At 60.5% G+C, this 15,527-nt stretch carries 15 protein-coding genes; 1 reads left to right on the top strand and 14 read right to left on the bottom strand.

Annotated elements, in window-relative coordinates; all coding sequences use genetic code 11:
* Nucleotides 1–16: 16 nt before the first annotated feature.
* The 12 genes from hypF to P6U25_RS08620 form a co-directional block, all read right to left on the bottom strand.
* A complete protein-coding gene (gene hypF, locus P6U25_RS08675; protein ID WP_280980802.1) occupies nt 17–2,275 on the bottom strand; it encodes a carbamoyltransferase HypF in 2,259 nt (752 codons plus the stop codon).
* Nucleotides 2,272–2,976, bottom strand: a complete 705-nt coding sequence (hypB, locus tag P6U25_RS08670; protein ID WP_348637527.1) for a hydrogenase nickel incorporation protein HypB — start codon at nt 2,974–2,976, stop codon at nt 2,272–2,274. The genes hypF and hypB overlap by 4 nt, the downstream gene beginning before the upstream one ends.
* Entirely contained in the window at nt 2,973–3,107 is a 135-nt protein-coding gene (locus tag P6U25_RS08665) for a hypothetical protein (RefSeq protein ID WP_348637528.1), read from the bottom strand. Before P6U25_RS08665 ends, hypB begins: the two co-directional genes overlap by 4 nt.
* Before the next feature lie 123 nt (nt 3,108–3,230).
* Nucleotides 3,231–3,572 (bottom strand): hydrogenase maturation nickel metallochaperone HypA, encoded by a 342-nt coding sequence (gene hypA / locus P6U25_RS08660; protein WP_280973476.1) that lies wholly within the window; start codon nt 3,570–3,572, stop codon nt 3,231–3,233.
* Nucleotides 3,565–4,662 carry a nickel-dependent hydrogenase large subunit gene (locus P6U25_RS08655; protein ID WP_407151038.1) on the bottom strand — a complete coding sequence of 366 codons (1,098 nt, stop codon included), beginning with the start codon at nt 4,660–4,662 and terminating at the stop codon, nt 3,565–3,567. The genes hypA and P6U25_RS08655 overlap by 8 nt, the downstream gene beginning before the upstream one ends.
* A gap of 225 nt (nt 4,663–4,887) precedes the next feature.
* Nucleotides 4,888–5,049 carry a rubredoxin gene (locus tag P6U25_RS08650; RefSeq protein WP_280973478.1) on the bottom strand — a complete coding sequence of 54 codons (162 nt, stop codon included), beginning with the start codon at nt 5,047–5,049 and terminating at the stop codon, nt 4,888–4,890.
* 48 nt (nt 5,050–5,097) lie between these two features.
* The gene (locus P6U25_RS08645) at nt 5,098–5,961 is read right to left on the bottom strand and encodes a hydrogenase expression/formation protein (RefSeq protein ID WP_280973479.1); all 864 of its coding nucleotides are present in this window, start codon (nt 5,959–5,961) and stop codon (nt 5,098–5,100) included.
* Between the two features lie 612 nt (nt 5,962–6,573).
* Nucleotides 6,574–6,864 carry a HypC/HybG/HupF family hydrogenase formation chaperone gene (locus P6U25_RS08640; protein WP_280973482.1) on the bottom strand — a complete coding sequence of 97 codons (291 nt, stop codon included), beginning with the start codon at nt 6,862–6,864 and terminating at the stop codon, nt 6,574–6,576.
* A 14-nt stretch (nt 6,865–6,878) separates the two neighbouring features.
* Nucleotides 6,879–7,463 carry a HyaD/HybD family hydrogenase maturation endopeptidase gene (locus tag P6U25_RS08635; RefSeq protein ID WP_280978239.1) on the bottom strand — a complete coding sequence of 195 codons (585 nt, stop codon included), beginning with the start codon at nt 7,461–7,463 and terminating at the stop codon, nt 6,879–6,881.
* Nucleotides 7,464–7,468: 5 nt separating this feature from the next.
* On the bottom strand, nt 7,469–8,200 hold the full coding sequence (cybH, locus tag P6U25_RS08630) for a Ni/Fe-hydrogenase, b-type cytochrome subunit (protein ID WP_280973483.1): 732 nt from the start codon (nt 8,198–8,200) through the stop codon (nt 7,469–7,471).
* A gap of 6 nt (nt 8,201–8,206) precedes the next feature.
* Nucleotides 8,207–9,997 (bottom strand): nickel-dependent hydrogenase large subunit, encoded by a 1,791-nt coding sequence (locus P6U25_RS08625; RefSeq protein WP_280973484.1) that lies wholly within the window; start codon nt 9,995–9,997, stop codon nt 8,207–8,209.
* Nucleotides 9,978–11,111: a hydrogenase small subunit gene (locus P6U25_RS08620; RefSeq protein WP_280973485.1), complete on the bottom strand. Its 1,134-nt coding sequence runs from the start codon at nt 11,109–11,111 to the stop codon at nt 9,978–9,980. The genes P6U25_RS08625 and P6U25_RS08620 overlap by 20 nt, the downstream gene beginning before the upstream one ends.
* A gap of 664 nt (nt 11,112–11,775) precedes the next feature.
* Here P6U25_RS08620 and P6U25_RS08615 point away from each other — a divergent pair.
* Nucleotides 11,776–12,357, top strand: a complete 582-nt coding sequence (locus P6U25_RS08615; protein WP_280973486.1) for a hypothetical protein — start codon at nt 11,776–11,778, stop codon at nt 12,355–12,357.
* Between the two features lie 368 nt (nt 12,358–12,725).
* Here P6U25_RS08615 and P6U25_RS08610 read toward each other — a convergent pair whose 3' ends face one another.
* Together P6U25_RS08610 and P6U25_RS08605 are read right to left on the bottom strand one after the other, a co-directional pair.
* Entirely contained in the window at nt 12,726–14,171 is a 1,446-nt protein-coding gene (locus tag P6U25_RS08610) for a M16 family metallopeptidase (RefSeq protein ID WP_407151037.1), read from the bottom strand.
* 13 nt (nt 14,172–14,184) lie between these two features.
* Entirely contained in the window at nt 14,185–15,474 is a 1,290-nt protein-coding gene (locus P6U25_RS08605) for a pitrilysin family protein (RefSeq protein ID WP_280978241.1), read from the bottom strand.
* Nucleotides 15,475–15,527: the final 53 nt, after the last annotated feature.

Here is a 15,527-nt window from a genome sequence, read left to right as displayed (position 1 = left end):
TACCGAGAGACACATTTCAGACTATTCCTCCCACGGCTGACGACCGTTCGGCAATCTGCAGAGCAGCGATCCAGGCCTGCCCGAGGCTCAGGCCTCCGTCATTGGGCGGAACCTGCTGAGCGACCAGCGGAGTGAGGCCAGCCGCAACGCAACGGTACTCGATTTCGTTCGCAAGCACCGCATTCATGAAACAGCCACCGCTCAGCACGACGGTGGCGATGCCGGTCGTCCGCGCAGCTCGCACGACCCAGTCAACGCAGGCGGCAGCAAACGTGCCATGAAACAAGCCAGCTCCTTCCTCGGCGTCAATGTCGTCTGCAATCAGGCGCGCAAACAGCGGGCGAAGCGACAGCACGCCGTCATCGATCATCCAGCCACCCTCTAGCACCGCCGGCCGCTGCACATGTGCCTCGAGCTTCATCGCAGCTTCGCCCTCGTAGCTCTGCAACGGCACGACGCCCAAAAGCGCTGCTGCGGCATCGAACAGCCGCCCGGCGCTGGTCGTGGTGACGCCGCCGGGTCGTTCGAGCAATGATTGCAGACGCTCGGCCTGTGGCTGTGCCGCAAACCGACGTTTGATTTCGCGTCCCCGCCCCAATGAATGACATATAGCGCTCGCCATGCGCCAGGGCTCGCGGACCGCACGATCTCCGCCGGGCATTTGCAGGGGCGCAAGGTGTCCAATGCGTCGAAATTTCGCGCCTTCGCACAGCAATAGCTCGCCACCCCAATTGCTACCGTCAGAGCCATAACCGTGGCCATCGAGCAGCAGGGCGAGCGCGGGCTCCGTAAGGCCATGCTCTGCAATGACAGCAGCGGCATGCGCGTGATGATGCTGGACGGCGACCAGCGCGCAGCCGCTTGCTTCGGCAAAGCGGGTCGACGCCATGTCGGGATGCAAATCATGGGCAATGACAACGGGCCTGACGTCAAGGGTCGTTGTGAGGTGCCGGATCGTCTCTTCGAAAGAACGGATGCCTTCGCTCGTGTCGAGATCGCCGAGATGCTGGGAAACGAATGCTTCGTCGCCTCGCGTAATGGTGACTGTCGACTTTAGCGCACCGCCGACGGCAAGAATGGGCGGCACCGACCTCGCCAGGCGGATTGAGTCCGGAACGTAGCCGCGGGCGCGACGAATGAATTGGCGTCGTCCTGCCACCACCCGCACGACCGAATCATCGGCGCGCGTCAGGATATCGCGATCGTGGGTCACGATGAAATCTGCGATGCCCACAAGGCGCTGCAGCGCCTCGGAATTATCAATCAGAAGCGGTTCGCCGCCAAGATTGGCACTGGTGCTGACGATGACTGAAGATTTTTCCCCATGAACTGCTGAACGAAGCGCATGGAAGATCAGGTGATGCAATGGAGCCACCGGGAGCATGACGCCAATACGCGACAGCCCCGGAGCTATTGCGGGCGCAAGACTGTTACGCGACGGCAGGAGAACGACCGGGCGGGACACGGATTCGAGCAGCGCAAGTTCGGCCGCATTCGCGTCGGCAATCTCACCGACCTGTCCCGCGGAACCGACCATGACCGCGAACGGCTTCTGGTCACGCCGCTTCCTCCTGCGCAAAAGCTGCACGACCTCGTGGTTGCGTGCGTCGCAGATCAGCTGATACCCTCCGATTCCCTTGATCGCCACGACTTGGCCGCCGGCGATGGCCGCTGCAATGGTGTCGACCCCGTGGCTGAGCTGAGGACCGCATCTCGGACACGCGATCCCCTCCGCATAAAATCTACGGCTTGCCGGATCGGCATATTCGGCCGCGCAGCTGTCGCACAGCGCAAAGGACTTCATCGTGGTGTTGCGGCGATCGTACGGCAGCCGTTCGGTGATGGTGTAGCGCGGGCCACAGTGCGAGCAATTGATGAAGGGATAGAGGTAATGACGGCTGGCCGGGTTGAACAATTCATCAAGACATTGCCGACAGGTCGCAGCGTCAGCCACGATCCGCGTCGCAGGTTTGCCCAGCTCGCTGCTGCGGATCGAAAAGTCTTTCGTCGCAAGGGCGCCGATCCCTTCAATAGCGATGTGATCGATGCGCGCCAATGAAGGCCTCTCAAGCGGCAATGCGGCGACAAATTCCGATGTACGATCCCCTTCGATCTCGACGATGACGCCCTTGGAATCGTTGGCAACAAATCCTGACAATCCGAAACGGATGGCGAGACGATAGACGTACGGACGAAAGCCAACTCCCTGCACGGCGCCGCTAATGCGCACGCGCAGCCGCGTTCGGTGCCCGATCGCGTTGCCATTCGCGCTCATCGTGCCGTGCCCTCGGCCAGATCGCGCCCATGCGCGGCCTGCCGCCGGATCCAGGCGCAGAGGTCGGCAACACCTTCGCCGCTACGTGCCGAAACACTCATCACTTCGATCTTTGGATTGATCCGTCTCACATATTCGGTGGCCTGTTGCCGGTCAAAATCGACCATCGGCTCCAGATCGACCTTGTTGATCACCATCAGCGACGATGCGGCAAACATATCGGGATACTTGAGCGGCTTGTCTTCACCCTCCGGTGTCGAGAAGATCACGATCTTGCAGGCTTCGCCGAGATCGAACGCCGCAGGACAAACCAGGTTGCCGACATTCTCGATGAAGAGAATACCATGCTTGAGCGGCGGCAAGCGGCGATATGCGCGGCGGACCATCTCAGCATCGAGATGACAACCCTTGCCGGTATTGATTTGAATCGCGGGCACGCCGGTCGCGCGAATGCGTTCGGCGTCGTTCGACGTCTGCTGGTCGCCTTCGATCACGCCAACCAGATGCGTCCGCTTGAGCTCCGCGAGCGCGCGGACGAGCAGTGAGGTTTTACCTGCACCAGGGCTGGAGACGAGATTGAATACGAGTAGACCATCGGTCAGGAAGCGCGCGCGGTTCTCGGCCGCAATCCTATCGTTCTTGGCCAGAATATCGCGTTCGATCTGAATGACTCGCTCGCCGCTTGTGCGCGCGAGAGTCAAATCTGCTGCTTCAGGACTGCAATCTGCTCGCCGCTGCCCGCCATGAGCCTGCCGAGCACCATGATCATGTCGGCAAACGTGGCTGTCTCGAGAACGACGGCGATGACAACGATGCTCGTCTTGGCTGCCATGCACATGGTCGCGCTCCACGTCATAATGACTATGCGCATGATGATGGTGATCCGCCGTGGCTCGGGGGTATCGGCCGGATTCTGTGGTCGGCGCTCTTTCGCCGCAACCGCATTCGATACACATCAGTCGATCTCCAACTCCCTCAGGCGCATCTGTTCGCCCGCTGTCACCTGCAGTTGATAGCTGCCGCAGCAAGGGCACGGTGCGCCGCGCTGCGCGATCTCGACGCTCGTCGAACACGCCATGCACCAGGCAAGCCCGGGTGACTCGACGATCTCGAGAACCGCGCCGTCGGCGACCGTCCGTGCTGCAACGACCGGGAAACAGAACTTCATCGCTTCAGGAGCGACACCGCTCAATGCCCCGAGCTCAAGACATATGGTCCTTACATTCGAGACCGATCGCCGACGCGCCTCGTCCTCGACGATCTCCATGAGGTCCACGCAAAGCGCCATTTCATGCATCGCAAGTACTGCCGAAACTGACAGTGAAGGCGACGCAAGGATCGAACGAGGCAATCATGGCGCGAACCGCCGCCTGTCCATGCCGTTCCGCCGTCAGCACCGCGCCCTGCAGGCTGCGGACAAGTGGTCCGCGAGGGTGGAAATTCCATTCAGTCGGTGCGAGGAATTCGAAGCGCGAGATCTTTCCGTAACGATCAAGCTCAATCTTATGATAGAGGCGTCCCCTGGCGCATTCGACTGCGGCCGCGCCGCGGCCCGGCCCCAGCCTGTAACTTTCGACGGTTCCATCCGCTGCGGCCTCGTCATGTGCGCCCGCCTTGAGCCAGGCACACAATTGGGCGATTTCATCGATCCTCGCTTTCATCCGCTCGGCCGGCCCAGACCGACTTGGTGAGAGTCCATTACGGGTCACGTGCCGTGCCCATGGGCCTGTTTCGGGCATATGGACCTGTCGACCAGTGCAACCGAAGAATCCTGCATCACTTACGAACGCCCCTTCGACGATGGTCCGGTCGTCGGCGACGGACAGGAAGGAGTGCTGCGTTGGCATAGGCTTTAATGCGAGCTTGTCGAGCTCCGCGATGCGACGCGCGAGCGGGCTACCCGGCATCAGCGCGCCGCCTTCATTCGATAGGCCGAACGCGGCCAATTTGTCCGCAACTCTGCCTGTTGCCTCGCGTCGGAAGGCATCGGAGCCCGCCGCGGCGCTGCCGACGAGCACGGAAGCATCCTGCATCAGGGCCCGGATCGCTGCCATACTTGCGAAATCAAGCGCCAGATGCCCAACAAACAGCCCACGCAGCAATTCCGCCAGCCGCTCGGCAACGACAAGGACAATGCGATGCTGCCGGGTCGCCAGATTGATGTCCTCGCCACGCGCCGCTTCGACCGCGGACAGGAACGCCACCTGATGCGCTATGGCGCATAACGAAAATAGCCGCGGCAGCGCGTTGAGTAACGACACGGTCGGTTTGCCGGAAAATAGCGGGGCCAGCTCGAGCCGACCCCGCGGCAGGACCTCGACGGCGGCAATTGTGTCGCCCGATAGCGATAGGGTGATATCGATCTGGTTGCGGGCTGCAGCGCTCACGGATGCCGCTCCGTCCGTCTCCCGGTCAAGCTGTGCCGACGACCGATCGATCTCATCTGCGTCGCATTATGCCGACGCCGCCCGCCAAGGCCGAACGCTTGCATGCTCAAGGTGCAATCAAGGACCACCAGGTCGCGACCGCAGCTGTCGCGACAGACCGCGGCGAGCATCTTCTCCCGCGCCGGGGTACCGGCGTGCACGCCTCCGCCTAGACACTGCTCGACGTCAGTGGTCATCATCAATCGATATGGAGTTGGATTTGGGCGCATCGCAATTTGGGCCACGCCAACTCTCGGACAATGCGGCGAAAGGCGTTGCTATCGCGATCTGCGCCGTCCCGTCGTCTTCGGCCGGATCGTCGACAATCCGGCAGATGCCGCACTCCATGCGCGCCGGTCGACATATCCTGCCGGCCGTCACAATTGTCGAAGCTCGTCATTTGGAGCAAGCCTCGATGATTTCGTGCAGGCGTTCGGCGGAATCCTCCAAATCCTCGGCGGCCGCCAGCGCAATCTCCGGAATGCCGCCGACCTCCAAAGTATCCAGGATGATGTCGTCTACTGAATTGAAGAACTGCACCGACCAGACGTTCCGGATGCCCGTTGCCTGCACGCGGCAGGTGCTGTAGTCACGCAAGATGAGCTGGATCGGACCATTGCCAACGCTCTGCTGCAGGAATGACCTATCGACCGGGCTCATCGGCAACAGGGTGAAATTGATGATCTGCGCGCGCATGCCCTCGCGCCAAGCCAGCGCCCGCTCGCGGATTTCTGCAAGCACCGGTCGTACATTCATCGCTCCATCCGGCGGCGCATAGATCATGAGATCGGTCGACGTCAAATCTGTCGCAGCCCGTCGCACGATCATCGGAATCGCGCCAACCTCGATGTACTGGTGTGCCGTCTCAGTCCCGAAGCGCAAGCACCAGATTCCTGCAAGCGCGGTCTCCTGGATATGTGCTAGCGAGCCATCGGGCAGCGCAACGATGCCGGTGACCTCCCCCTTTCCAAGCACGTCGCCAACCAGCTTGCGCTCAAGATCGCTGAGATGGCCGAGGCTGAACAGTTGGGTCGAGATGCCGGAGTTTTGGCCAGCAACGGCGGCGGCGACATTCGACAACAGCGTGGTGGCATTCGGACAGCTCCTCGTGAGCTCGGCGCCATCGAGCGAAGCGAGCTTGGCGAGCGCGCAAGCAGTGGTCAAACGGCTATGGATTGCGCCGAGGCAGTCCGCGCTGGCACCAGCCGCACTCACCGGCAGACTGGGCTCTTTGGGCCGGGCCCAGATCTCCGCCTTCATGACGCGACGTTCCACAACAGGCGGGAAGAGATGATACTGGTGAGCATGGATGAAATGACTAGTCTGTTTCGAGATGTGATCGATATCGGCCGGCCAGGCCGGGGGCTTGACGATCTGGTCTCGCCTTCGCGTCCCGAAGGCGACGGATCAGCGTCGATGCGAGGGGGAAGCTCCGCCCCAGTTCGCTTTCAGCGGCCGGCGCGATGACGTCGCCGAACAGGCTTCGCCGAAATGCCTGTGTCAGCTCACGAATTGAAATCGCTAGGTGGATCGCCTCTCGCCAACCTCTTAAGTCGCGCTCCGCCAGCGGCGTCACGATCGCACCGACTGGATCGGCGGAGGCGAACCGCACGTCAGCGCACACCGTGCCGACCTCGGGCGGACCAGGCCGCGTCAAACCATGCCTTCGAATTTGCAATTTCATCAATCTCTTTTCTGGCCGTCTCAAGGCTTTCCTGGATGAGGTATTTGCAAGGCACGTGCCAAGCGTTGCTTGCGACCGATTGCCCCTCGGCCTGGATCACCAGTGTGACATCTTTCGCACAAGGCTTGTCTTCGGCTCGAGCGTTGCTCTCCATGAAATTGGCGAACAGGGCCGATGGCGGTCGCGTGCTAGCGGAGGTGCTTAGGCAGCAGAGGCTCGTGATCTATCAAATCCGCGAAGAAATGATCACAGTTGTGGCCATTGAGGGCTGCATCGAGACCATCGAGCGCCTGCGCGATCAACCGCGCTTCGTCGTCATCCAGGAGCCGCACTGCGGCATCGATGTGAACAAGCACCTTCGCGCCAACTGGCGGCTCGCAGAGCAGCATGACACAGACGCGCCGCCGCTCATCGGCGCGCTCGCATAGCGCCCACATGCCGTCGGTCTCGATGATCGTCATTGGCAGGCCAAGGCACATGATAGTCTGCGCCGCTACATCGGCCGCCCCTTCATCTCATAATTCGCATGGTCGATATCGTTTGCGAGCAAGCGCTCCGATGCCGGCAATGGCCTGGTGCGCAGTTTTGGCGGCGCCCCCCATTGCGTGAGCAGTTCGCAGGCCAGTTCGATCGCCGGCGTAATTTGAGCGCGCACGGGAGCAGTCAGCGGCCCGCCCCAATCCTCCAGATCCAATGGCTGACAACCGATCAGCGCGAGCTCTCGCGGGCAGCGGCCGAGCAGGACTGCCGCACTTAAGACCTCCTGGAATCCGATCTGATGCAGGCTCAGCTTCTTGACGGCGGTGAATTTCGGCACGTCGCTGCCCCGCACAAGCTCCAACTGCCCGGGCCGGAACCCATAGTCGATGGCATCGAACACGATCAGACAATCAGCCTCGCCGAGAAAATTGACCAGGTAGAGCCCTTGCGTGCCGCCTTCGAGGATGGTGACGTTTTCGGAGACGACATACCGGCGATGAAACTCTTCCACGGCCCGCACGCCGAACCCCTCATCGGCCCATAGGATATTGCCGATGCCAAGCACCAGGATCCGTCTCGTGTTTGTCGGTTTCGCCATCAGCATCAACCGCGGAATTCACGCTGGCCCGAGATCATGGAGGATATGACGCCCCGGCGCGACATGATGTCTTCCCGGATCACGGCATAGACGTGAACGATTGCAAAGGTCAGAACCATCCATAGGCCGAGATGGTGCCACGTGCGGACGTCTTGACCGTTCGGCCAGATCGCGAACACCCAGCCAAAAAGGCTATACTGCCAGCTTTCGTTGCCGGAGCCCTGCGCGTAAAGGGCAAGGCCGGTGACGATCATGAACGCGACCGTCAGCGTGAACATGAAGAACATCGCGAGCCGAGCTAGCGGATTGTGGCCGACATGCCTCTTCGGCTTAACTTCAAGCAAGGCATACCAGCGCATCGCATCCCACAGCTCGCTCCAAAAGCAGCGACGCCAGAGCGGCACGTAGAAGATTTGCCTGGCGTTGGGGCCACTCAAGAACGCCCAGTAGATCCGCAGCAAGAAGCCGACGGTGAGCACATAGCCTGCGGCGAAGTGCGCAAAGCGGATATAGCCGAACAGGAAATTGTCGCTTGCCTCTCCTGGCATGGCCGGTGTCCCCGTCCCTATCAAGTAGCCGGTGTTGCCCAGCACTAAAATCGCCATCGCGTTGATCCAATGCCACAGACGTACTGGCGCTTGATGGACGTCGACGACAGCTCGGTCGATGTTACGATCACCTTGTTCGGCATCGACGGCCATATGAGGTGTGGGAACTTGCCCGGTCTTGTCCCGCATGACCATCTACCGAACCTTGACGAATGCCATTTCTTGCCCGTCCTGCCCCATCACGTGCGTCGAGCACGCCAAGCATGGATCAAAGGAATGGATCGTACGCAAGATCTCCAGGGGCCTCTGGGGATCAGCCATCGGCGTATTGATCAGAGAGGCTTCAAATGCGCCGATATTGCCCTTGGAATCACGAGGCGAGCCGTTCCACGTCGTTGGCACGACACATTGGTAGTTGTCGATCTTGCTCTGTTTGATTTTGATCCAGTGCCCGAGCGCCCCGCGCGGCGCCTCGCTAAAGCCGTAGCCCTTGGCCTCTTTCGGCCAGCAGTCCGGCTTCCACTTGCCGACATTGGCGGTTGCTGTGTCACCCGCCGTGATGCGAGCGACCAACTTGTCCTGAAAAGAACGCATCTGATGCGCCGCCCACTGGCATTCAAGCGCGCGCGCCGCAGTCCGGCCAAGCGTGGAGAATAACGCGGAGACGGGAAGATCAAGGGCCTTGAGGAGCTTCTCGGTCGGATCCTTGAACTCGGGATTGCCCTGCGCATAACCTATGATGTATCGCGCAAGCGGACCTACCTCGACGGCGTTGCCCCGCCAGCGGGGCGCCTTGATCCAGGAATACTTGCCGCCTTCGTCGAGTTCCTTGATCTCCGTCCTGGTGCCCTTGGTCTTGCCCCCAAGCTGAAAATTCGGCTCGGTTATGCCATCCCAAGGATGCAGTCCGATCGATTCATCAGGATATTCATACCAGGAGTGCGCGACGTATTCCTGAATCTGGTCGGGATCGGCGTGGTCGATGGGCAAAACCTCCTTGAGATTGCCATTGAGAATAACGCCGCGCGGCAGCTTCAGACTTTTGCTCGAATAATCATTGACGATTTCGGGAATGTCGCCATAGGACATCACGTTGACACCCGATAGCCCGCCTCCATAGAGCCAGTCCTTGTAGAACGATCCAATCGCGGCGATGTCGGGTAGGTAAACTTGTTCGACAAACTCGATCGAGCGGTCGATGATCGAGGAGACCAGATTGAGCCGCTCGATGTTGAGCGCTCCCACCGCGCCAGTGCCATCAACGTTGATTGCGCATGGCACGCCGCCGACGAGCCAATTCGGATGCGGGTTCTTGCCACCGTAGATGGCGTGGATCTTGACGATCTCCTTCTGAAAGTCGAGCGCTTCCAAATAATGCGCTACGCACATTAAGTCCGCTTCTGGCGGAAGCTTGTAGGCCGGATGCCCCCAATAGGCATTTTTGAACGGGCCGAGCTGTCCTGATTCGACGAATTTGGTCAGCCTGATCTGCAGATCCTTAAAATATCCCGGTGATGAAAGTGGCCAGGGAGAGATCGACTGTGCGAACACCGACGTCACCTTCGGGTCGGCCTTCAGCGCGGCGACGACGTCGACCCAATCCAGCGCGTGCAGATGATAAAAATGCACCAGATGATCATGCACCTGCAGACAGAGCTGCATGATATTGCGGATCGAGTTGGCATTGTCCGGAATTGTGATTCCGAGAGCATTTTCAACGGCGCGCACGGAGGTGAGCGCATGGGCGCCGGTACAGACACCGCAAATCCGTTCGGTGAACGCCCAGGCGTCGCGCGGATCGCGCCCACGGAGGATGGTTTCGATGCCACGCCACATCGTTCCGCTTGAGACGGCGTTGCAGATCACATTGTGGGAATCGAGGTTGACCTCGACGCGAAGGTGCCCCTCGATCCGGGTCAGCGGATCGACAACAATACGCTTTCCGGCCCCATCGAGCTTGAACTTGTTAGTGGTCTCGGCGTCCATCGTTGTCCTTCCCGGGCACTCGATCATTTTCCTCGGCTGCACCCTGCCGTTCACGGGTCAGCCACTTCGCGGCCGTGACCGCTGCATGCGCGGCAACGGCTACGCCGACCGCGCTGGCGGCGGCCATCCCGATCTGATCGGCGCTCTTCTCAATGCCGAATTGCTTGATGGTTGTAAGTCGGTCGTAAAACGAGCCCTGGTCCCAGAAGCCGTCCTCGGAGCAACCGAGGCAGCCGTGGCCGGATTGGATCGGAAAGGAAATTCCTCCGTTCCAGCGTACGGCCGAGCAGGCGTTGTAGGTGGTCGGCCCCTTGCAACCCATCTTGTAGAGGCAATAACCCTTGCGCGCAGCCTCATCGTCCCACTCCTCGACGAATTGGCCAGCATCGAAATGGGATCGCCGATAGCACTTGTCGTGAATGCGCTGAGAGTAGAACATCCTTGGACGCCCCTGGCGGTCGAGCTCAGGCAACCTTCCGAAAGTGGTGATGAACGTCAGCACGCCGGTCATGACTTCGGCGACCGGCGGGCAGCCGGGCACCTTGATGATCGGCTTGTTCGTGATCACCTTGTCGATCGGCGTCGCGTTAGTCGGGTTGGGCTTGGCCGCCTGCACGCAACCCCAGGACGCGCAAGAGCCCCAGGCGATGACCACCTTCGAGGCTTCGGCCATCCACTTCAGCTTTTCAACGAAGGGCCTGCCACCATCAATGCAGAACATGCCGCCCTCATTCAGCGGCGGATTGCCTTCGACGGCGAGCACATATTGGTTCTCGTGTTTGGCGCGGGTCTCCTCGAGAATGGCTTCGGCTTGATGTCCAGCCGCAGCCATGATTGTGTCGTCATAATCGAGTGAAATCATCGACAGCACGACGTCTTTGACCAATGGGTGGGCCGAGCGGATAAAGCTTTCCGAGCAACAGGTGCATTCGAGACCGTGCATCCAGATCACGGGCACACGCGGCTTCGTCTCCAGCGCTTCGGCGATACGGCCTGCTCCAGGTGAACCGAGCCCAAGAGTCGCTGCGGTCAAGCTACAGAATTTGTAGAAACTGCGACGCGTGATACCCTGACGTCTGATCACGCTGTAAAACGTGTCCGTAGCATCACCCATAATCCCTTCCCTGTGATCGGTTATCGGCCGCAACAAATTGCTGACATGCAGGACAGCAAGAAGCAGGCCAAGAAGTCATGGACAGTCTGACAGATAGCAGGCGATTTGCGATTTATGGCAAGGATTGGCGAGCTGCTGTCGAACCGCTCTTCCGGCAACCGCAAGCTGGATGGCAATTCTCGTGCAAGCCCGCGAGCTCCTACACGACGGGACCGAACGCCATGAGCCGCCTAATGCCCAATTGATGGACCGATTGCGACTTAGGTGCGAAGTCTAATGAGGCGCATCATATGAACGTGCAGGTTGATAGCCGTGATCCGCCACCCATCCCCTTAGCGCCATGCGCGTCCGATTTGAAACGTTGACGTGAGGAAGCCGACCGGTCAGCACGATCTGACATCGCTCGCAGGAGGCGGCTTTCGCTTGCCGTTCGCCACCTTTTGTGGGCCAAAGCAGCCATGACAGGGTCTTGCCGTCCAGAAGCCGTCCGCCGGCCTGCCTTCTCTCGCCGAACCTCGTCAGCTTCTGGCAAGCTAACCGCCCTAACATGAGAATCCAGCTTCTCAATGCCGACGTGGCCGATGACTGAACTGATGACGAATCTGGGATAGCCGCTGGCCGATCCGCAAGAGAGGCTGTGTTCTCAAAACCGAAGGAAAGCCATATGGATTTCAATCCGATCGATGGCGGCGGATCCCCGGGATCCCCACACTCCTACACCTGGACTCAACAGGATCGTGATCTATTCGATCAGATCATGAATGAAGCCGGACCATCATCGTCCGCCGCCCCGGAGGAGACGGTATATGATGTCTCATTCTCCGTTCCCGAGAAATTTACGCAGGGCTCCCAAGCCGCCCCGGGCCGAATGGTCGAGAGACTGGGTCATCTGGGTCTCCTGCCGGACTCGGATCAACCCACGATGACCTACGAGATCAGGGGACATCGCTACACGGCTGCGTTGAGCCCGTCTGACGGCGTTCGCCTCATCCACAATCCTCCGGAGGATCAACGGATCGGCACCGGCCCCGCGGGGCTGCCGGATTTCGGAGCATTCATCCTAGAGGCCAGACGGCGTGGGTTCCCGCTTCCGGAGCAGTGGGCCCCGCCAGCCCTCATTGAGAAGTTGCGCGAAACGGGTTTCATGCCTACCGCCAACAATCCAACGACCATCGCGATCGACGGTCGGACATACAAGGCGGAATTGACCGAAGGAGGGTTCGTCAGGCTTAGACGGTCCGGGTGAGGCGCCCGGCAAATGCGCTGCGTCAGAACCGATCTGGCTACGCGCGGTTATAGTTGAGGTTCGGAAATCGCACGCCATGGCCTCTGCATTGCAGAGGCCATTTCTTTTGCGGATTCGCGATGCAGCCACCTGACTTTAGCGAGGGGCGATTGGTTCGCAATCAAGCCTGACCAATCGCTTTCGTGTGCAAGCGCATCATCGTCTGTCCGCAAACGATCTCGCTCGCGCGGCGGCCGTCTTTGGTGGCTTAGCCGCCGGACCAACAGTTTGAGCTCGATCTTGCGCCCGCGGCCCCCACTTTCTGGCTCTCGACCGCAAGGAGGACGGTAGCACGCGAGGCTCGCGCCCACGCGCCGGTTGCCTGACGGCTAATTCGGTCTGCCCGGTATCGTCGGGGATGGCGTTGCGCCTGGCTGCTCGGCGCTTGGCGGGGGCGTCGCAGCCGATGGCGCGGTGGTCGCTTGGCCTGCGCCCTGTGGGGGACGACCGACCGTGATGGTGAGCAGACCCTGGCCCCAGAGCCGCTCTGCCGCTCTCTTGGCATCCTCCAATGTCACCGCATCCACAATTGCGTTGTGGTTTTCGATATAGTCGATCGGCAACCTGTCGAGCTGATGCTGCAGCAGCGTTCGCGCAAGCTTTGATGATGTGTTGAGAGCCAGCATCTGCGAGCCCTTCAGGTAAGACTTTGCATCATCGAGTTCTTGTTGGGTCGGTCCTTCCTTGGCAATTTGGCGGACCTGCCTCGCGATCTCTTCGACGGTATCATCGGCGCGAACGGTGCGGGTGCCGCTATGGCCGACGAACACGGCGGAATGATCCATCCACGCCAATCGCTCGCTGGCAAAATAGGCCAGCCCCCGCTTCTCGCGTACTTCGCGGAACAGCCGCGACGACAGATCCCCGCCGCCCAGGATGTGGTTGACGACATAGGCCGCCATGAAATCGGGCTCGCTGCGGCGGACGCCGGGTCCGCCGAAAGTCACAACTGTTTGCGGCACATCGAGCGGGATAAAGACCTGCTGTGGCGGCTTTGCTGCGATCACGTCGGGAATCAGCTTCAAATCCGCCTTGGCCGGCAGGCCGCCAAAGGTCTTATCGAGCAGTTTGCAAAGGGTCTCCGGCTCAACGTCGCCGACGGCCGCGATCTTGAGCGTGTCTCTTGCGATCACCCGTCGGACATAGTCCTTAAGATCTGCGATCTCGATCTTCGGCACGCTCTCGAGTGTGCCTCCAGTCGGGCGAGCATAGGGATGATCGTGAAAGGCGACTTCGAAGAACTTGCGGTTGGCGAGCGACGAAGGATCGGTCGAGTCATGCCGAAGGCGCCCAAGCACGCTGGCACGGATCCGTTCGACATCGACCGCGTCGAAACGTGGCGAGATTAGCGCCATCCGTAACAGGTCGAAGGCCTCCTCCCTATCGCCCTCGAGCGTGCGCAAGGCGCCGCGCAATTCGTCTTGAGTCGTTTCAAAGCTCAGCTCGATGGCGCGACGGTCGATCCGCTCATGAAAGGCTTTGGAGTCTAGATCACCGGAGCCTTCGTCGAGCAGGCCCGCAACCATGCGCCCGACGCCTGGTTTGTCGGCGGGGTCCTGGGTCCCGCCGCCGCCGAAAGCAAACTGCATCGCGATCAACGGGACAGTGGCGTCCTGCACGAACCAGGCTTCTATACCGCACGCCGAGACCAGCCGCTGGATCTTGATTGCGGCAAGCGCCTTGGCTGCGGAAAGCGAAGGTGGCGAGGCGAGCATCGCGACGGAAAGCGAGGCGCCGCCGAGGAGGACGTCCCGCCGTGTGAAGGAATACGTCATGATCGGTTCTCCTCTACCTCGGCATTGACTCTTGGGTGAGATAGCCGGTCACCGAGCGTTTTTTGTTGAGCCATTTCCGCGCGGCTTCGCGCACCTGCTGGGCGCCGACTGCGCGGACGCCGTCCGGCCAACCTCGGATATCGTCGATGCTCAGTCCCGTCGTGAGCCCGCGGCCATACCAAGTCGCAAGTACTTCCTGATCGTCCTGACCGTAGATTGCTTGCGCCATCAACTGCGTCTTGACTCGTTGAAGATCCTCCTCGCGCGCGCGATTATGCGCAACATCGGCGATCACCTCATCGACGGCGCGCTCAATCTGAGCGAACCCGACACCGGGTTTCGGTGTGGCAAAAATCATGAAGTGCGAATGATCGAGCGAGCTACGAGGGTAGCTCGCTCCGGCGCTGATCGCGAGTTGCTTGTCGATGACCAGCGCCCGATAGAGATAGGAGTTGACGCCGCCGCCGATCAATCGCGCGAGCACATCAAGCGCCGGACTCTCGCCGGAGGAGGCTGTGTAAGCCGATGGCACGAGGTAACAGCGGCCCAAGGCCGGCTGCCTGACGCGGGCATCGGCCAGCATCACTGTACGCGGCGCGGCCGGCGTCGGCTCCTGCGGTCGCACCCGTTTCGCAGGGATCGATGGTTGCGGGGGAATGTCACCAAAATGCTGCTCCACCATCGGATGGATCTCGTTGGCCTCGACGTCACCGGCGATGATAAGTATGGCGTTGTTCGGCGCGTAAAAGCGCTTATAGAAGGCGAGCGCGTCTTTGTAGTCGAGCTGTTCGATTTCCTGGCGCCAGCCGATCACAGGCCGGCCGTAGGGATGGTTAAGGTAAAGCGCTGCCATCATCTGCGTGGCGAGCTGCGCATCCGGCTTGTTGGCGATGCGCATATTGAATTCCTCCAATACGACGTCGCGCTCGGCCAGCACGTTCTTATCTTCGAGAATGAGGCCGGTCATGCGGTCGGCTTCAAATTCCATCATCTGGCCGAGCTTCTCGCGCGGCACCTGCTGGAAATAGCTGGTATAGTCGACCCCAGTGAAGGCGTTGTGGGTGCCGCCGGCTCGCAGCACAGCCCGGACGAATTCATCCGCAGTATGTTTGGCCGTACCCTTGAACATCAGGTGTTCGAGGAAGTGCGCGAGCCCCGATTTGCCTGGCGGCTCGTCGGCAGAGCCGACCTTATACCAGATCATCTGGGTCACAACGGGGGTGCGATGATCCGGAATCACCACTACCTGTAGGCCGTTGTGAAGCGTGAAGCTCGCTGGTCGATCCGAGGTGGCAGTGTTCAGGACGGGGAGGCTCCCTGAAACGTATCGGACGCCACTATTCCGGCCATCATCGG

It is taken from the genome of Bradyrhizobium sp. ORS 86 (genome assembly GCF_045571475.1).
GTDB lineage: Bacteria > Pseudomonadota > Alphaproteobacteria > Rhizobiales > Xanthobacteraceae > Bradyrhizobium.
Note: the sequence above shows the minus strand (reverse complement) of the source record. Positions and strands in the feature narration are given on the sequence as shown.